The organism is Halomonas sp. 3F2F (genome assembly GCF_014897805.1).
GTDB lineage: Bacteria > Pseudomonadota > Gammaproteobacteria > Pseudomonadales > Halomonadaceae > Vreelandella.
This window is the reverse complement of the sequence record NZ_JABUZE010000056.1, coordinates 1-16634: the sequence shown is the minus strand read 5'-3', so window position 1 is coordinate 16634 and position 16634 is coordinate 1. Positions and strand designations below refer to the sequence as shown.

14 protein-coding genes are annotated in these 16634 nt (G+C 50.5%); 4 read left to right on the top strand and 10 right to left on the bottom strand.

Going from position 1 to position 16634, the window contains the following annotated elements; all coding sequences use genetic code 11:
• Positions 1-134: 134 nt before the first annotated feature.
• The 9 genes from INT21_RS06630 to INT21_RS20730 all read right to left on the bottom strand — a co-directional run bounded on the left by INT21_RS06630 (position 135) and on the right by INT21_RS20730 (position 12069).
• Positions 135-1697 carry an ATP-binding protein gene (locus tag INT21_RS06630; protein WP_193068023.1) on the bottom strand — a complete coding sequence of 521 codons (1563 nt, stop codon included), beginning with the start codon at positions 1695-1697 and terminating at the stop codon, positions 135-137.
• Positions 1698-1865: 168 nt separating this feature from the next.
• Positions 1866-2849: a site-specific integrase gene (locus tag INT21_RS06625; protein ID WP_193085016.1), complete on the bottom strand. Its 984-nt coding sequence runs from the start codon at positions 2847-2849 to the stop codon at positions 1866-1868.
• 12 nt (positions 2850-2861) lie between these two features.
• Positions 2862-4349, bottom strand: a complete 1488-nt coding sequence (locus tag INT21_RS06620) for a DEAD/DEAH box helicase (protein ID WP_226912512.1) — start codon at positions 4347-4349, stop codon at positions 2862-2864.
• A gap of 50 nt (positions 4350-4399) precedes the next feature.
• A complete protein-coding gene (locus INT21_RS06615) occupies positions 4400-5005 on the bottom strand; it encodes a hypothetical protein (protein WP_193085015.1) in 606 nt (201 codons plus the stop codon).
• Positions 5002-5184, bottom strand: a complete 183-nt coding sequence (locus INT21_RS20335; protein ID WP_226930604.1) for a hypothetical protein — start codon at positions 5182-5184, stop codon at positions 5002-5004. The genes INT21_RS06615 and INT21_RS20335 overlap by 4 nt, the downstream gene beginning before the upstream one ends.
• Positions 5185-5565: 381 nt before the next feature.
• On the bottom strand, positions 5566-7902 hold the full coding sequence (locus tag INT21_RS06605) for a site-specific integrase (RefSeq protein WP_193085013.1): 2337 nt from the start codon (positions 7900-7902) through the stop codon (positions 5566-5568).
• Positions 7890-10244 carry a hypothetical protein gene (locus INT21_RS06600; RefSeq protein WP_193085012.1) on the bottom strand — a complete coding sequence of 785 codons (2355 nt, stop codon included), beginning with the start codon at positions 10242-10244 and terminating at the stop codon, positions 7890-7892. The genes INT21_RS06605 and INT21_RS06600 overlap by 13 nt, the downstream gene beginning before the upstream one ends.
• Position 10245: 1 nt before the next feature.
• Positions 10246-11010 (bottom strand): hypothetical protein, encoded by a 765-nt coding sequence (locus tag INT21_RS06595; protein WP_193085011.1) that lies wholly within the window; start codon positions 11008-11010, stop codon positions 10246-10248.
• An 816-nt stretch (positions 11011-11826) separates the two neighbouring features.
• Entirely contained in the window at positions 11827-12069 is a 243-nt protein-coding gene (locus INT21_RS20730) for a transposase (RefSeq protein WP_193060227.1), read from the bottom strand.
• 225 nt (positions 12070-12294) lie between these two features.
• Here INT21_RS20730 and INT21_RS06585 point away from each other — a divergent pair, with 225 nt between their 5' ends.
• The 4 genes from INT21_RS06585 to INT21_RS06570 all read left to right on the top strand — a co-directional run bounded on the left by INT21_RS06585 (position 12295) and on the right by INT21_RS06570 (position 16431).
• A complete protein-coding gene (locus INT21_RS06585) occupies positions 12295-12720 on the top strand; it encodes a DVU3141 family protein (protein ID WP_193085010.1) in 426 nt (141 codons plus the stop codon).
• A complete protein-coding gene (locus INT21_RS06580; RefSeq protein WP_193085009.1) occupies positions 12720-14447 on the top strand; it encodes a polysaccharide biosynthesis/export family protein in 1728 nt (575 codons plus the stop codon). The genes INT21_RS06585 and INT21_RS06580 overlap by 1 nt, the downstream gene beginning before the upstream one ends.
• A 73-nt stretch (positions 14448-14520) precedes the next feature.
• A complete protein-coding gene (locus INT21_RS06575) occupies positions 14521-15330 on the top strand; it encodes an ABC transporter permease (protein ID WP_193068014.1) in 810 nt (269 codons plus the stop codon).
• Between the two features lie 3 nt (positions 15331-15333).
• Complete coding sequence (locus INT21_RS06570; RefSeq protein ID WP_193085008.1) at positions 15334-16431, top strand: chain-length determining protein; 1098 nt, start codon at positions 15334-15336, stop codon at positions 16429-16431.
• Here INT21_RS06570 and INT21_RS20330 read toward each other — a convergent pair.
• Positions 16378-16634 (bottom strand): hypothetical protein (locus INT21_RS20330; RefSeq protein ID WP_226930603.1); only part of this gene is annotated, 257 nt, incomplete at its 5' end. The two genes, INT21_RS06570 and INT21_RS20330, sit on opposite strands and share 54 nt — an antisense overlap.

Below are 16634 nucleotides of genomic sequence, written 5' to 3'. Positions count from 1 at the left end.
GGGGTAAAAGCGAGAGCGGTAGATGTCGATTTATTGGCGCTTACAGTGCGTGCGCGGGACACGTCACTTAGCGCCGTAGCGAGGAGTGAATCCTCCTGTTGCCCCTGCAGCGTATTACCGGCACGATTGTACCTCTAGCTAATCGTCTCCACCTCGAACGCCACGACCTGCCGCTGCTGTCGAGAGAACTCTACCCCAATTAAATGGATCGGCTTGCCGGCTGAGCGATATTTGTCGGCATAGCCCTTGGCTTTGATCTGCGCGAGCGCTTTGCCCTCTGGCAGCTGCTCCACCACCTTGAACTCGAACAGGTAGAGATGGCCGCCGAAGTCGACGGTCATGTCCACCCGACCATGATGGGTGGCATCCTCCACCGTGACCGTGAGGCCCAAAGCGGCAAAATGGCTGTAGAAGACGCTTGCGTAGTGGCCTTCGTATTGCGCAATTGGGTTGTTGCGGTACCAGTCGTGGGGTAAGCCGGCATAGAGGGCCTTGAGGTGAGCCTCCAGGCCAGCAAGGTCATGGTTCTTTAAGTGTCTGAACAGCGTGCGGCGCTCACGTGGGCCGTTCTCCACGCCCAGCGAGGGTAGCAGGGCGTGGTTCAAGCTGGTCTCGACCTCATGATTGGGGAAACCCAAGATGTATTGGCGGTAGCCCAGCATCGGTTCCTGTACATCTTTGATTGTCAGGTAGCCGGCCTGAAAGAGCAGGGCGTCGGTACTAATATCATCTACGTCGAACTGGCTGAGTAGCTCGTACTCTGTTTCCCACTGGTTAAGCTGAGGAGTGAAAACTCCGCGTTGCTTGAGTATGTCGACCAGAAAGGTAGGCGTGGCGCTCTCGAACCAGTAGGGGCCAAATTCGCGTTTCTGGAGTAGCAGCAGTACATCGAAAGGGTTGTAGACGGAGGTAACGTTGGGGCCACCCCAACGGTAGCCGTTGTACCACACCCGGATTGCATCGCGATCCAGCCCGGGCAGCGCTGGGGCGAATACCGTGTCGATATCGTCATCGGTATAGCCACAGATCGTACTGAACAGGGCGTCCAGCGTAATGTCGTTGAGGTTGTTTAGCCCCGAGAAGAGGCTGACCTTACTGAACTTAGAGACCCCTGTAATCAACACCAGGTGTAGGTGGGGATCAGCGTCCTTGATCACACTATAGAGGTTCTTCAGCCCCTCGCGCAGCTCTCGGGCACGCTCGTGTGACAGAATACTGTCGAGAATAGGCTTATCGTACTCGTCGATTAGTACCACGGCACGCCGGCCATTTTGATGGTGGGTTTGCTGAATCAGCTCCCGAAAGCGGCCGGCGATAGAGGTATTGCGCAGAGAAACGCCTTGCGCTTCAGCTTGGGCGTCGAGCAGCTCATGGATGTGGATATCCAGCTCCTCTCGGTTACGCATTACGCCACTGCCGAAACTTAGGCGAATTACCGGGTGGGTCTGCTGCCAGTCCCAGCGATCGTGAATATACAGCCCTTCGAACAGCGACTGACGGCCCTCGAACAGGCAGCGCAGCGTATCAAGCAGCAGGCTCTTGCCGAAGCGCCGGGGGCGCGATAGGAAGTAAAACTTGTTCTGGCGAACCAAGCGTTCGATGACGGGCGTCTTATCGACATAGTAATAGCCACCCTCGCGGATCTCCGAGAAGGTCTGAATCCCGATGGGCAGTCTAAGACGTTGGTCGGTCGCCATGCGAGGTCTCCAGGTAACCACAGCAGTTGCTCTTTGGCACCAGTCTACCACGCTGTGCCGATAGTGCGTGTGCGGGTCACGTCACTCAGCACGCTAGCGAGGAGCGTAGCATCACTACGATGGAACTTCTGGTGAAAAAGTAGACCCGGTAGCCGCAGCCAGAGAGTGTCACAATGAAAAAAAATCTCCCGCGTTATTCTCAAATTCGTCGGCGATGCGTATGTAACGTTCGAATGTATTCTGATCGCGATGGCCACTGACACGCTTGATTTGCTGATCGCTTTTACCGCGCAGATGCGCCTCCGTTATAAATCCGGCACGAAAGCTATGGGGCGTATAGCCTTCAGTGGCTAGCCCCGCCTTTTCCAATGCTTTTCCCATTCTTATATAAAGTGTCTGGGCGACCATGCGTCCAGTGCTTAGCTTTCCACGTGGGCTAATGCCTCGAAAGAGCGCGCCTTCCGTTATGCCAGAGACAGTTAGCCAACGCTCTAACATGGTCACAGGACAGTAGCGGCTTCCTTCTGGTGCTCGCATCAGACTTTTTGTTTCAACCCTGCTGGAACGATTGGTCTTACTGTAATGTAGGGTGATAACGATCCCCTCGGGACGCCATTCAATATCTTGGTAAGCAAGTACGACGATTTCACTGCGCCGAAACGCGCCATAAAAACTCAGTAAAAACAGCGTACTGTCTCGTAACCCATGCAACGTTTTTCGATCTAGCGCATCGAGTAGGCGATGTAACTCTTTGAGACGCAATGCCGGAGCTGAGGTTTGACGCATATTTCGACTTTTCTTTATGCCGCGCAATATGTTTCGAACGGCAATGGTTTTCACGGGTGAGGGTAGGTTGTGATAGCGATGCCACATATGGAGCGAATTGGCATAGCGTTCTAGCGTGGCTGGTTTTTTACCCAGCGCATTTTGCGCAGACAAGTAGTTAGCGATATCGATCTCAGTGGCCGGCAGAATACCGCCGGCTTTTTGATAGATGCTTAAATCGGCACGCATGGCACGCACTGTATTCGGTGAAACGCTTTCTGACAGCAGACGCCTTGCTTCAGGCGATAAGCCGATGGGATTGTTGGTCACCTCGTAATGGCGTGAGTTACCTGGAATCGGTGGGAGAGGATGGCGGCGTTTTTTCATCGCTAGTACCCTTCAGTCCGTTAAGCGTAAAGCTATGAGGCGTTCATAAAACGCCTGTGAAAATGCCACATCTGTCTCAGTGCTCATGGTCTGGCTATGATGAGGAGCTTGAAAAGACAGTGTGAGGCCGCTCGCATCAGAGGTACGTGCTTCACTCTTTTCGGAGGGGGTAAATGCTTGAGTGGTGACAGTGCTGTTGTGCGCGATAGCGTCGGCATGATGGAAATGTGACCCGTCGTCGACGGCACGGTTTTTGTTACCCGTGCTCTCCACCTTGGCTAATTCATCGGGAAGGTCGTCAGTCAGTCGTCGAGCAAATCGGCGCAATAGAGGTTCGTTAAGTGCATAGAAATAGCAGTGCTCATCATGGCGGGTCTGGCGGCGAATAATGCGTCCGAGCACTTGACGAAAAAACTGTTCCGTTCGCACATGGCTGAGATAACAGCATACTCGTAGCCGAGGCAGGTTAACGCCTTCAGTGACCATCCCAACGGAGACAATCCAAGCCGTGTCGGCATCGCGAAAAGTGTCTAATTGCGTATGCGCCGTTGGATCATGGCTAGTCACTAAACAAACTGTTTGGTGTGCATCTTCTAGACGCTGCGTAATCTCCTCGGCATGCTGAATGCTAGCAGCGACCACTAAGCCACCTGCTTTCGGGTCGTGCTGGCGGAGAGTGCTTAAGCGTTTGATGCCGAGTGTTAATACATGCTGAAGCGGTGCATCATCGTGAAGAAGAGTGGCATAGTGAACACTCGGGTGCTTGAGCAGCTGTGGAATGCTTGTGTACTGGCGTGCTTCTTTGCGCCCAGTTCTGGGATGCGTTCTTGTCATCCCGATAGAGTGGTTATCGACAAGTTGTATCGTAGGATAGCGACATACACCGTCTTGAATGGCTTCTTTTAAGGTATATACGTAATCAGGTATTAGCTGCTTTTGCGACGACACGCGGGAGAGAGAGTCGCTGGAATTGCTTGGTAGATCCGTTGCTTCCACATAGCGTAACAACGGTAAACAGCTGCCATCTGTCCGCCAAGGCGTCCCTGACAAGGCGAGCGTAAAGCGCACATGTCGCTCTAGCGCAATGAGAGCGAGTCCCCATTGATTGGCTTGTTGTGCTTGACCGCCGGGGGCCGACGCATGATGGCTTTCATCCCAGATCAAGAGCACATGCGCATTGAGGCACAGCTGTTTTAAAGACGCCAAGCGGTTGGAAAGGGCGTGGTACGTTAATGCCACGCCAATAGAGCCCAATTGACCATCAAGTGAGCGGTTGAGTACTTTTTCAAGCGTATGCCGCGCGTCATTTACCACTGCTCGCGTGGGGCCAAGATAAACCACATAGTCGATATCACTCCGTTTTATTAGTGCCTCGGCGAGCACGGCAGCCAGCAGCATTTTTCCTGCCCCTGGCGTGGCTTGACAGAGAAAGTGTGGCATCTTTGATGATAGTTGGATGAGCGCTCGTTCTAGGCATTCTGTTTGCCACTGGCGTAACATCGGGATGGATGCGCTGGCGTCATTTACTGGTTGTGTAGGAGAGCTGGGTATCATGAGTTCAACTCCCGACTTGCCAGTTGGGATCTCAAGGTAAGATTGGCGTCCCACTCGCCTTTTAGATGATTGCTCTTTTCTGTCGCGGCTTGAAGTAGAGGAGTGATGCGTGCTTTTTCAGTGGGATATTGGTCGAGAATTTTCTTGTAATACTCAGCCTCGCTGATCGCGACATGCATGCAAGCGTTGAGATGCTGGCGGTCTTTTTCAAGAAAGGTAAGGAGATCGTCAGTGGTGCTAGACAGCGCTGAAAGCGGTGACAGCTCCTCGGCGGTTGGTTGTTCACAAGCTGTTTCTTCCGCATCAAAGTGTAAGCGGAAAATAGCGCGTTTTTTATCGGCCATCCCTACGCGAGTCGCAAGTCCTAGACGTTCTAGTGCATGTACGCGATCGCGAACATAGTAGCGCAACCGAGTTCTGTCGTAGTCGCTGAACTCTGGCATGGCATGCAAAGCGTCGCGTACGTCTGGGATGGTAAAGTCAGTATTTGTGTAAGCGTAGTGCAGCAACTGGCTGTCCAAGGCCTCAGCAATCATACGCCCTAGTGGATTATTGTGGCGTGGTTTATGAGGTGGCAGTGAGGAAGAAGTGATTTGGCTCATGAGCGCACCTCCTCAGCATTATCTGCTGGCACAAAGACGGCAGCGCGACAATTAGGCGTCGAAATACGCAGTAGTGAAATATGTGAAGGGTGAGAACAAGCGGGGTAGGTATTAACGAGTAACGAAGCAGAAGAAAGTGGCTTTTTATAATGAAGGGACGTGACGATACTTAGTGCCATGGGTAAGCTCCTTTGTGTTAGAGCCGTCCCCGTTGTCGCCAAACAACATGGAGGCGGCCGTACGCAGGTTGGCGAACCGGACACAAAGGAAACCGGCAGACCCGAAGGTCTCCCACGCACGACCACCATAGACATGGTGTACGTTATCTCAGTGTCTACCATGATAAAGACACTATTACGCCTTTGTGGTATCAGGTCGCCAAACCTGGCTAAGATAATTATCTTAACGACTGTAAAAATATCAGGGCTTTTTTGACTTGTAAAGTAGTTGCGTTTTTTCTTCGATCATAGGCATGGCCTGATTGGAATGTGGGGCATGTTCATAACAGCTGCCCTAGCAAATAGGATGCTAGGGCGCGCATGATTTAAAGTTGGAGGCTTTTAGCCTGTTAGTTTGGTTTTTGGTGCCAGTATATCGCTATGAATGAGGCCCAACGTATGTGCATAGTTTTCTATCAGCGTGCCAGGTTCACGATGACCTATCCACTTGGTGACCTGTAAGAGCAACGTGCCCCGCGATAATGTATCGAGTCCTTCAGCCCCGCAAAAATATTCGAGTATGGTTTGCAAGGGTGCAGGTTGAAACATCCAGTGATATTTATGCTGTAGAGCATCGCGAAATGTGTGATGTTGCGCCGCATGTAGCCTTAGTAGTGTCCATGAAACAGCGGCATGGCGCAGTCCGTGAAAATCAATATCTTCGCCCAGCATATAGCGCATCCATTCAATGACGGGCTGAATTAATGATTTACGCACATAGGCCTGTGGTGAGTGGCGGGGGCCAAACAGTGCGGTTTCCGCTAATGACCACGACGAGCATTCTGCTTGGCGTGTTTTGACCCACTCATACATGCAGTGGATGACAGAGGGGGGAGCCATGACATGCAGTGCTACCCGTCTCCTCGCCGCCGCTGTTTTGCCACCTAGGATTTCGACCCAACAGTTACGATCCCCCTGTTCATTTGTAGCGCTGAAAACCACCGAGTTGAGTGTGAGTGCTTCGACCTCTGAGGCGCGCAGGCCACCGTAAAATCCCAGCGCAATCACGAGTCCCATCATTTGACGGGGATCGCCTGGGGGAACGTGATGCGTCAACGTACGCCACAGCAACTGCATATGATCGGGCGATAGAATACGTGTGCGCAGGACGCTGGGCGCGAGTGAGCCTGATCTTTTTTTAGGCAGCGAAACGTCTTCTAACATGCCGAAGTGTTGGCAGAACTGCATAAATTGACGAAAACTTTTTATAAAATTTTCTCGCGTGCGGGCAGACCACTGGGTGCCAGACTGAGCCTCCATGTGTAGCTCCAGGACAACATCATCATCCCAATCGCTCAGGTCTAGTACAGCGTCGTGCAATAGCATCGTGATCGGTGTCAGTCGAGAGAGTAGGGTGCGTGCCGTACTGAGCTTATTGCCCTGACTGCGCAGCTGGTGATACAAAAATTGCAGTATCCAGTCGAGGTAGTGGCCTCGATGCCCGATCAGTCGGGCGAGCCGCTTCTCGTAGCGCGTTAAAAGCGCTTGCATGGGTGCATCGTGTTTTTTGGCAACCACTTTGGTCGGGTGCAGTCGGGCCGTATCCGCTAAAAATTGTTGCAGCAGGTTTTTAGCGCGACGCTGCCAATCGATTGGTAAATGTTGCGTGGAGAAACTATAAGCACCCGCTGGGCGTGTTGTAGAGTCCGTTGCAGGAATCGGTGCTGGTGTTTGATTATGTTTGGATACCCGGTTTGGTAACCGGCCCATGCAGGCACCTGGTGTATATTGATGCGCCTCATTGTGTTGGGCGAGCAGCGGTACCGGGGTGCATGTTGGCAGTGGGTATTGACGCAGTAGGGTAGACCAGAGCGGCGGGATGCCGCGCATCACGTTAACGTAGCGGCTAGCGGAGACAACGGATGACCAGTGACGTACTGCAGGCCACGCATGGCTATCAGGATGTGAGCGCAGTTCCGTTAGGCACTGTTTTATGGATGCTTTGAGCCTCTGTCGTAGCTGATTTCGGCGGTCTTTATAATTCAAGCTGTCGGTATTTTTTCCAGAAGTACATAACCACGCGTTTGTCTCTTTATGCTTCATACGTGTCGTCAGTGCACGGAGTGGTATCCATACATCATCATGCAACGTGATCCGATAATGCCCATCGTCAGGCCACTGGGCATTGGGAGACGATGGAATGGCGAGTTCGCGTCCGCTGATATGTTTCTGTGACAGCATGGCTAGCGTGCCCAGCATGACCGTCTCACTCATGCCCAGCCGAGTCATGAGTCGAATGGCGAGGAGCATTAGCCAGGCGTCGATGTCCTGATGTTTCCGGCACCAGGGTAATAGATGTCGCTCTAATGCCATCATTTGCTCGGATAGGGAAAATGATCGTGGTGTCGTAGGGAGTGCTGAGGGGCGATGTACAGCGATGGGCTCCGGCATTAATACGGCCTGCATGCCGGGCACGCTATTGAGCGCTGTCAGTACGCGATTAATACGATCACGTGCCTGTTGTTTCGATACGGGGCGTTGAGTCTCTTTCCGCCACTCGAAAAAACGCTCTATGAGTGCGGCCACATCTTTATGGTTCCACTGTTTGGTTCGCGTAAGCGCGTTACCTAGCGCGCTGTCCAGAATAAAGCGTGTATCGTTGATTTGAGGATCCTGGATGAGGGCGTGACTGCCCTCTTTCCACTCGCTCAGCAACCTCTCTGCGTTTAGCAATGCCATGGGATGCGACTCCAATCAAGCGGTTGATATCCACATGCCCCTAACCACTCTTTCAGAGCATGGATCAGTTGAGAATAATTTTGCATGTCCAGTGGGGTTTCTGAGCGCGGTGATGACAGCATTCGACCATGTCTGGCGTGGCCTAGCATCGCGTCGACTTGCGCGTCTGAAATACGGTTGCGGAGATAGCTGGCAAACGAGTGCCGAGCAACATTGCGGGGACTATTTATCAACTGCGAGAGCTGGAGAGTCGATAGGTCGGACCAGTGCATGTCGCGTAGTATCAATTTTTTACCGCGTTGAGGTTTAAATAACCATGCTGGTGTGTCCAGTCGATCAGTGCGTTGATCACCTATGGCGACGTTTGCTGAGCTGGCGACATGAATAATCAATGAATGCCATCGATGTAGTGATTTAATGCTCTCGCGGACGTTCGGCAAAATAGGAATGACACGCGACTCTATCCCCCGCGCTGAATTTTTGTCATGTACCCACTGCATTTTTTGGCCGAGTTGGTTGCCGCTTCTAGGGCCCACTGGGCGGGCTCCGGTTGACAGTTGCCAGCCGAGCAGTTCATGTGCTGATATCAGCTGTGAAAAGCGTAACAGAGCATCAGCAGGAAACGGTTTATACGACTGCCATGCTTCGATCTCTGCCTGTGAGCTGCGCATGTTTTGACGAATATCACTAAAAATCGACTGGAAAAATTCTGGTGGCTGCGCAACGGCCGATCCGACGCTCGCCGATGTGTGATTAGCGTTAACAGGCATGGCGACAGGTAATGTGGGCTCAAACAGACCTAGTTGCTGCAATGTTTTATCAAACACGTGCTGAAGCTCTTTACGGGATAGCTGTCGGTAGGCGGCAGGTGCAGAGAGGCCTAGGCCGAACTGTCCAGCCAGTGCGGTTGCAGCGACATCATCAATGGCGTGAGGCCGGCGATACAGCCAGCTGCTGGCGCTCAGACGATTGGCTGTGGGAATGAGGCCGGGTTGGTTACGAAAATAGCGTTTTAGGTGTCGATTGAGCTGGCTGCGGGCGCCTCGAAACGGGCGCTCTGAGAGTGGGAAGAGCTTAAAAAACTCGGTCAATGATGGAGGCAGGGTGAGCTGCACCCACTGATTCGTTGGGTTTGAACGATTTAACGAAGGGCCATCGAGTAGGCGATAACATAGGACGCTTTCAGCGGTGCACCAGTGAGGTCGGTCGTCATGGTGGTTGTCAGTAGCGGTGTCAACGTGCTCGCTTGTGGTCAGTCGCATCAATCGTTCGGGTGGTAAGCCGAGCGTTAAGAGCAAAATAGCGAAATATTTAAGTTCAGAGTATAGCGGCTGTGCTAAAACTGCATGTATTGTAACGTCGGTTAGTCGTGCGAGATCGGTAATTGCGGGCAATGATGACGTCGGCGAACTTTTTGTGCGTCGACGTACGAGTTGAATATCATCTGTTCTAGTCAGTGTTGAAGACGCGGCACGCTGTACTATGGTGTTTTCACTAGACTCTTCTGTCTCGTTGGGGTCTTTAAGCTTAATATCACGCATCTTAAATAGCGCATTCTCTGCTGGGCCAGATACTGCACTATCATGTTGTTTATAGCGCTCTCGGCGAATATATAGACGCTGACGTTTTGGCAGCAGCGTCTTGGCTAATACATTGAGGCGCTCATCGTGCCAAGGGTCATGTTTAGGCACGTTACTGGCAGTTTTTTGTTTTTCTGAGCTATTGTAATCCCGTTGTTTCTCTCCAGGCGTGAGAATTTTGTGGGATAACATACTTAAAATTTTGATCTTTTCTTTCAAGCGATTTTTTTGCGCACTAAGCATATCGCTGTTAATCGTGGTAATAATGTCAGAACCTAGTGTTTCGCTTTTTTCTACGATTTTTATACGTGACTCTATGACAGCTGAGATAACATCACGTGCCGCCAGAACGTGGGTGTAAAAAGTTGATTTAGATATGCTCTTATTTTCATCGACATTGCCAAAAAGATGGCTAAAATACCGTCTACATTTTATGGCAATATCGCTAGAGCTTTGGAAAAGGTGAGAGGAATGTGTTAGTGCATAATAAACAGAATAGTTTGTTCCAATATGGCTAGGTTTTTCTTTTTTAATATTTTCAAGGGTTTGTAGCTTCTTAATCAGATTTTCAATGTCGATTGATTTAATATCAATATTGTAAATCTCTGCTGCTTTTTTTAATGTCGTCAGAGAGACTGGTGGTTGTGAATAGTCAATAATATTGAAAAGATTTGTTTTTTCGTCATCTAGCAGGGGGGCAGCCTCAATGGCTGACTCCCACTGTTTTTTTATTTCATGAGGATAAGGGCGGTCAGCGGACATTTTATAGCTCAACGTTTAATGAAAATTGTTTTTCTGCATTTTTTGCAGCACTATTAATAACAGCCAAATGTTTTTCGATGGTGGATAGTTCTTTTTGAACGCTGGTTTTAACGTTTTTTTCATCCTTTTCGCCAATGTGCGTTGATAAAGCTTTTCTGTCGTTATTTTCTGAGCATTTATTTTTCTTGGTTTTTGATTTTTTAATACGCTTTATGTCAGGCATGTGCGCAAATGAGCTTTCGCTAAGATTAGCAGAGCTAAACAATACTTTATAATGTCGAACAGAAAGTTTATCTCCATTAAATAAATTGTTTTCTATGCACAGTTTTAGAGCTGGGTCTTGTGATATCTCGCTTACAGCTTTCTTCCATAGTAATTCTCCATCCGAGTTTTTCTTTTTGTAATGCAGTTGTTGAATTTTACCAAGCAAGAAACGTAACAGCATGCCGCCATCGTTACTTATAGATGCCTCATCTAATATGTAAACAACCAAGTTTTCTGTAAATGAAAAGCCCTGTTTGAGCAGCCTTTGCATCGAGTTGAGCTGTGCTGTTAATGACGATCTGTTTAATAGTTGCTCCCCACCGCCCTCCTGACGCAACAGTACGGGAGGGTGTGTCAGCACAACATTATGTGTTTTGTTAGATGCCAAGCTTAGATGGCTTCTCTGGTCTGCTAGACCAAGCAGTTCTCGTACTGATCGTGTCTCCATTCGTGCGCTGACGGTGTAGCTGTGGCCATTCAGTGGCTGAAAATTGATATCCATGTGCATCGCTCTCTCGCATTTCATTTGGGCTTATTACTAATAAGGGGCAGTTTTTTGCTTCGTGCCCCAGCCGCTTGGAGCGATTTGTAATTTTTCGTAGCGGCAGTCAGCCTGCACCACTGAAATGGCAGGCGAGCAAAAGCATTCTCAAGTGCTAAATGCACAAGAAAATGAATAATAATTCATAGAATCATCGAGATAGACGCGTTAAGGGCTGCTTTAAGCGTCGGTGGTTACATAGCGCAAGACGTATCAGAGGATAGCGGACGCTGCTGGCAACATTTCACAGCCACAGACTGGCAATAGCTAGCCAGTATGCACGCAGTGATAAAGTGTCAGGAGGTGAATTGTCACTAGAAAAGACATAAAATACAGCGCGCTAATAGCTCAGGCCGCACCCGATAGGCACATTTATGCTGGGGGACTCAAACCACAAGATTTTTACCTTCTCATGGGAGCCGATTAAGAATAGTGGAACAACCATGTAATGGCGGTACCCACATTAGGAGAATGCTGGTGTTCCCAATTAGGCACACTGGGAACGTTAGCTAAACTCAAAAATAATGCCAAACTAGGCACTATGTCAATTCCTCCCCTCGGAAAGAGAAGGCGCGGTTTAACGATAAGCGCGGAATTCTCCACTCATAACCTTGGTTTGGGTGGCGATGGATAGCGCGGCCAACGTCACGTTGGCCGGTCTTGATTCTCGATGTAGTCGCGCAGTAACTCAATAGGCGCACCACCAGCCGTCAGCAAACAGTAGGCCCGACTCTAGAACACCGGTTTCCAATAAAACTGCGCCAAATGCACGGCGAACTAGGCCCGAAGCCACCTGCTGGTCACCGTTTTCAGGCTGTTGACCAGCTTGGAAGGCTGGATCGTAGGGTTAAGGCCAAGAAGCAAGTGAACGTGATCGGCTTCGCCACCAAATTCCAAAACCTCGACCTCCCACTTGAACCCTCCGACGATTCTATTCTTCGAATGAATCGTCGGAGGGTTCAACTTTTCTTTTGTTGCATCGTTGCACTTCTTTTGTAGCGCCAAAAAATTGCCAACCACTGAATTTCAACCGTTCCTTGCATCGAAAAACGATATGCTAAGTTATTTTAGATTTTGTACAAGGGTTGTCGAAGTGGAGGTGGTAGCAAGTTTGCTCTACAATGCCCACTAAATCGTTAACGTAGTTTTTTCTAATTATTTTTTAACCGAGCAGGAACGTAGGGCAAGGGAATGCGCCCGTATGAATCCCTGGGCGGTAGCGTGCCTTTTTACTGGAAAATTATCATGTCGAATATCCCTGTTTCTCTAGCACGACCAGCTCGCATGCTGCTGGCCGCGTTAAGTGTTGCCGTAGTAAGCGGTTGCGCTATTTATCCCAATAGCACACAGCAGCAAGCGCAGTACGTGCTAAACACAGATTCAGCCAAACTACTTGTAGATGACAACCTCAATGGCTTTTTATCCCAAGCGCCTGCCGGGGCAGTAATAAACGTAGCGCGCAGCCCATGGGGTGATAACGTCGAAATTATTGCCGATGCGCCTTATCTAGCCGCCAGCGGTAGAGAGTGCCGTCAGCTACGGGTAATAGAGGCTGGAAATGGCGCAGCACGCACGGCCCTTACCTGCGAAACGCCCAATGGCTGGGTTAATCAGCGCGTGCTAAATCAAAGCATGCCTTCTTCAACTACTGCAGCACAAGGGCGCTACTAATGAATGCTACTCGTCTTATCAAGCGGCTTTCGTTGAAACGCCCATTAGCCGCTGTGTCACTGTTGCTTGTCAGTAGCCTAATAAGCAGTACGGGGTGGGCGCAGAGCATCAGCCTGCCCAACACTATTCTGCCGGAAGACCAAGCGAACCAGCAGCAGGTAGAGCAGGTAAACGACTCTCCTCGCGCTGACTGGCGTAGCGGAACGTATGGGCCTGTGTCAGCGCAACCGCAAAACCCTGATGTTCTTCCGCCGTTCGGTGCCAACCTGTTTACCGGTGGGTTTCGCGGTGCGATGGGTGATGGCCTAAATGCCGGTTACCAAGTTAAGCCCGGCGACCAAATTACCGTGCGAGTTTGGGGCGCTCTTGAATTTGAACGGGTGCTACCGGTAGATGCCCAAGGCAATATCTTTATTCCCGGCTCAGGCCCATTAAATGTAGAAGGCCAAAATAGCCAGCAGGTAGAAAGCAGCGTGCGCGGTGCCATTACCTCGGTTTATCCAGAAAATGTTCAAGTTTATACCAACGTGCAAGGCGTGCAGCCTGTTGCGGTGTTTGTGACTGGCTATGTAGAAAATCCAGGCCGCTTTGCGGGCACTCCGAATGACTCGGTACTGTACTTTTTGGATCAAGCAGGCGGCATCGACCAAGACCTAGGCAGCTACCGGCAAATTCGCGTGATGCGTAACGACCGTACCGTGGCTACAGTCGATCTGTATGACTTCCTTATTAATGGCTCCATTGCCCGCCCGCAGTTCCAAGATGGCGACACCATTGTTGTAGAAGAGCGCGGCCCAGCCATTGCCGTAGGCGGCGATGTTCATCGTGAACACCGCTACGAGCTGCTGGGTAACCAGCTAAGCGGTGCTGAGCTAGTAAACTTGGCACGCCTAAGAAGCGGTGTTTCTCATGTGCTGTTACGCGGTAACCGTGATGACGGCCCGTTTGCCCAATACTTCCCCCTAGATATGTTCTACGGACAAACCATCCGCAGTGGCGATGAAGTACTGTTCAGCGCTGACAAGCGCAGTGAAACCATCGTGGTCGAGGTGGAAGGTAGCTATTACGGCCCCTCTAGGTTTGCCTTACCTCGCGATGCACGCCTAAGTGAACTGCTAGACGCCATCCCCGTGCCAGAGAATATGACCGCGGTGGAAAGCATTTCACTACAGCGTGAAAGCGTCAGGCAGCAGCAAAAGCAATCTATGGAAGATAGCTTACGCCGCTTAGAAACTACGTATTTAAGCGCTGAATCTAGCACCAACGAAGAAGCGAAAATTCGTGCCCAAGAAGCCGAACTTATTCAAGACTTCGTTGAACGTGCCCGAGAGTTAGAGCCTAGTGGGCGTTTAGTAGTCGCCTACAACGATAGAATCTCTGATATTCGGTTACAAGATGGCGACATTATCACTATTCCTGAAATTAGTGATTCCATGCTGATTAGCGGTGAAGTGCTGGTGCCGCAAGCCGCAGTGTTTCGCCCCGGCATGAACGTGATCGACTACATTGAAAGTGCCGGTGGCTTTACTAACCGCGCCGATGAAGATCACATTCTCATTGTTCGTCAGAACGGCGCAGTAGAAAATGCCCGCAACGTCAATCTACGTCCGGGTGATGAAATTCTTGTCATGCCCGCTGCTCCTACCCACAACCTGCAGCTAGCTTCCACGCTGACACAAATACTGTTCCAAATCGCCGTCGCCACCCGCGTCGCAGTTGATTTGTAAATGGTGAGGTGTGAGGAAAACTACGAACACCTCACGCTTCACGCCCACATCTCACCTATTTAAAAGTAGAGCTATGGCAAATGTAAGAGGCGCACCGAAGGGTGCCCGCACGCCTTGGCAAGTAACACGTAGCGTGTGGTACGCCATGTTTATGCGCGAAGCTCTTTCGCGCACCATGGCCGACCGCATGGGCTGGTTCTGGATGATTTTTGAACCAGTCGCGATGGTGGGTATTATGGTCGCCATTCGTAGCTTTATTCGTGGTGGCCGACTAGTGGTCAACGCTGAATTCATTCCTTGGTTGATTGCTGGTTTGATGGGCTTTTTCTTAGTGCGTGAAGGCATGCTAAGAGGAATGGGGGCAATTGAAGGTAACAGCGCGTTGTTTGCCTATCGCCAAGTACAGCCTATAGATCCTGTCTTGGTGCGCAACTTTTTGGAAGGAATGTTGCGCTCTTTTGTGTTTTTAATCTTTATCGGTGGCGGATTAATGCTGGGATTAGATATGTACCCAGATAATGCTGTGCGTGTCATGGCAGCTTGGCTATCGCTTTGGTGCCTTGGGTTAGGGTTGGGGTTAGTGACCTCCGTTGCCGCAACACTAGTACCAGAAGTAGGCAGAGTGATCCGCATGCTATCGCTGCCGCTGCTCATTATTTCTGGGGTCATTCTTCCCCTTAACCAGTTGCCCCACTGGCTGCTGGAATACTTAATGCTTAACCCCATTCCTCATGGGTTAGAAACGCTTCGCTTAGGCTTTTTTGAAAATTATGAAGTGGTGCACGGCACCAGCATGCTCTATTTCTGGTTAGTCACGCTTTCATTAAATGCCCTAGGGCTAGTAATGCACCTCCGTTTTGTTGATCGGTTAAAGGCTAAATAATTCATGCAAGGTTCCCTAGGTCGATTTGTGAAAACATCCCCTCACTGGACAGTAGCGCTACTAGCAATTGCTGTTGTGAGTTTTTACTGGTTTTTGTGGGCAGAAGAGCGCTATGTATCTCGGGCTACGGTGGTGCTAGAAAGTCCCCAAGTGGCAACCCCAGAATTTAGCTTGTCATCGCTGATGGGTGGCGGCGCGGGCAATACCGCAGATTTATTACTACTACGAGAGCATTTGCTATCAGTTGATATGCTGCGACTATTAGATGAGCAGCTAGGCATTCGTCAGCATTACAACGAGCACGGCGACTTTTTTGCCAAACTACGTGATGCGGAAGCGCCGATTGAAGACTTACATAGTTACTATCTTCGTCGAGTTGAAGTTGAACTGGACGAATACGCCGGCGTGCTCAATATTCATGTCCAGGGTTATACGCCAGAGTTCGCCTATGATATGGCATCATTGCTGCTAGAAGCGGGTGAGGATCATATGAATGCAATGGGTCATAGGCTAGCAGAAGAGCAGGTTCGTTTCTTAGAACAGCAAATGGTGCGTCTAGAAGAGCGCTTTCGCGATACGCGTTCTGAACTACTCGATTTCCAAAACGAATACGGCTTAGTATCTCCAACATCAACGGTAGAAAGCATCAATCAAGTAGTCGCTACGCTTGAAGGTGATCTAGCCCGCCTCCAGGCTCAGCGCAACGCGCTAGCAAGTTTCCAAAGCTCGCAATCTTCAGAGCTTCGCCAAGTAGAGCGCAGCATCGAAGCGCTGCGGGACCAAATTGTCGAACAGCGCGACCGCCTAGCGCAAGCAGCGGGCAATTCGCTTAACCGCATTTCTGCTGAGTATGAAACCTTAGAACTACAGGCCCAGTTCGCCCAGGAAACCTACTCCAGCGCCCTAGCTGCACTAGAAAACACCCGCTTAGAAGCCGCTCGACAGCTCAAACAGGTTAGCGTGTTGCAAAGCCCGCTATTCCCAGAGTACCCCACAGAGCCTAACCGGCTTTATAACAGCAGCGTTTTCGCCATCATCACCATCTTCCTAGCCTTCATCCTCAGCATGATCATCATGATCGTGAAAGACCACCGGGATTAAAGGGTAGGTTTTTTGTAGCGCGGGTGCGCTGACGTAATAACGGTTGTATCTGTACATGTAGTGTGTTGTAACGAGGTTGTGAGGAACGAGCGAAACCGAGGCACCCGCAATGGCGGCGCAGCCGCCCAGGGAAAATGCATGAAAACCCGCGCCATGATGCGGCAGGGAAAATGCATGAAAACCCGCGCCATGATGCGGCTTTC

Excerpts from the sequence above, each read along its gene's own strand:
- INT21_RS06630 (WP_193068023.1), bottom strand. The coding sequence starts at position 1,697 with ATGGCGACCGACCAACGTCTTAGACTGCCCATCGGGATTCAGACCTTC.
- INT21_RS06625 (WP_193085016.1), bottom strand. The coding sequence starts at position 2,849 with ATGAAAAAACGCCGCCATCCTCTCCCACCGATTCCAGGTAACTCACGC.
- INT21_RS06620 (WP_226912512.1), bottom strand. The coding sequence starts at position 4,349 with ATGTTACGCCAGTGGCAAACAGAATGCCTAGAACGAGCGCTCATCCAA.
- INT21_RS06615 (WP_193085015.1), bottom strand. The coding sequence starts at position 5,005 with ATGAGCCAAATCACTTCTTCCTCACTGCCACCTCATAAACCACGCCAC.
- INT21_RS20335 (WP_226930604.1), bottom strand. The coding sequence starts at position 5,184 with ATGGCACTAAGTATCGTCACGTCCCTTCATTATAAAAAGCCACTTTCT.
- INT21_RS06605 (WP_193085013.1), bottom strand. The coding sequence starts at position 7,902 with ATGGCATTGCTAAACGCAGAGAGGTTGCTGAGCGAGTGGAAAGAGGGC.
- INT21_RS06600 (WP_193085012.1), bottom strand. The coding sequence starts at position 10,244 with ATGTCCGCTGACCGCCCTTATCCTCATGAAATAAAAAAACAGTGGGAG.
- INT21_RS06595 (WP_193085011.1), bottom strand. The coding sequence starts at position 11,010 with ATGGATATCAATTTTCAGCCACTGAATGGCCACAGCTACACCGTCAGC.
- INT21_RS06585 (WP_193085010.1), top strand. The coding sequence starts at position 12,295 with ATGTCGAATATCCCTGTTTCTCTAGCACGACCAGCTCGCATGCTGCTG.
- INT21_RS06580 (WP_193085009.1), top strand. The coding sequence starts at position 12,720 with ATGAATGCTACTCGTCTTATCAAGCGGCTTTCGTTGAAACGCCCATTA.
- INT21_RS06575 (WP_193068014.1), top strand. The coding sequence starts at position 14,521 with ATGGCAAATGTAAGAGGCGCACCGAAGGGTGCCCGCACGCCTTGGCAA.
- INT21_RS06570 (WP_193085008.1), top strand. The coding sequence starts at position 15,334 with ATGCAAGGTTCCCTAGGTCGATTTGTGAAAACATCCCCTCACTGGACA.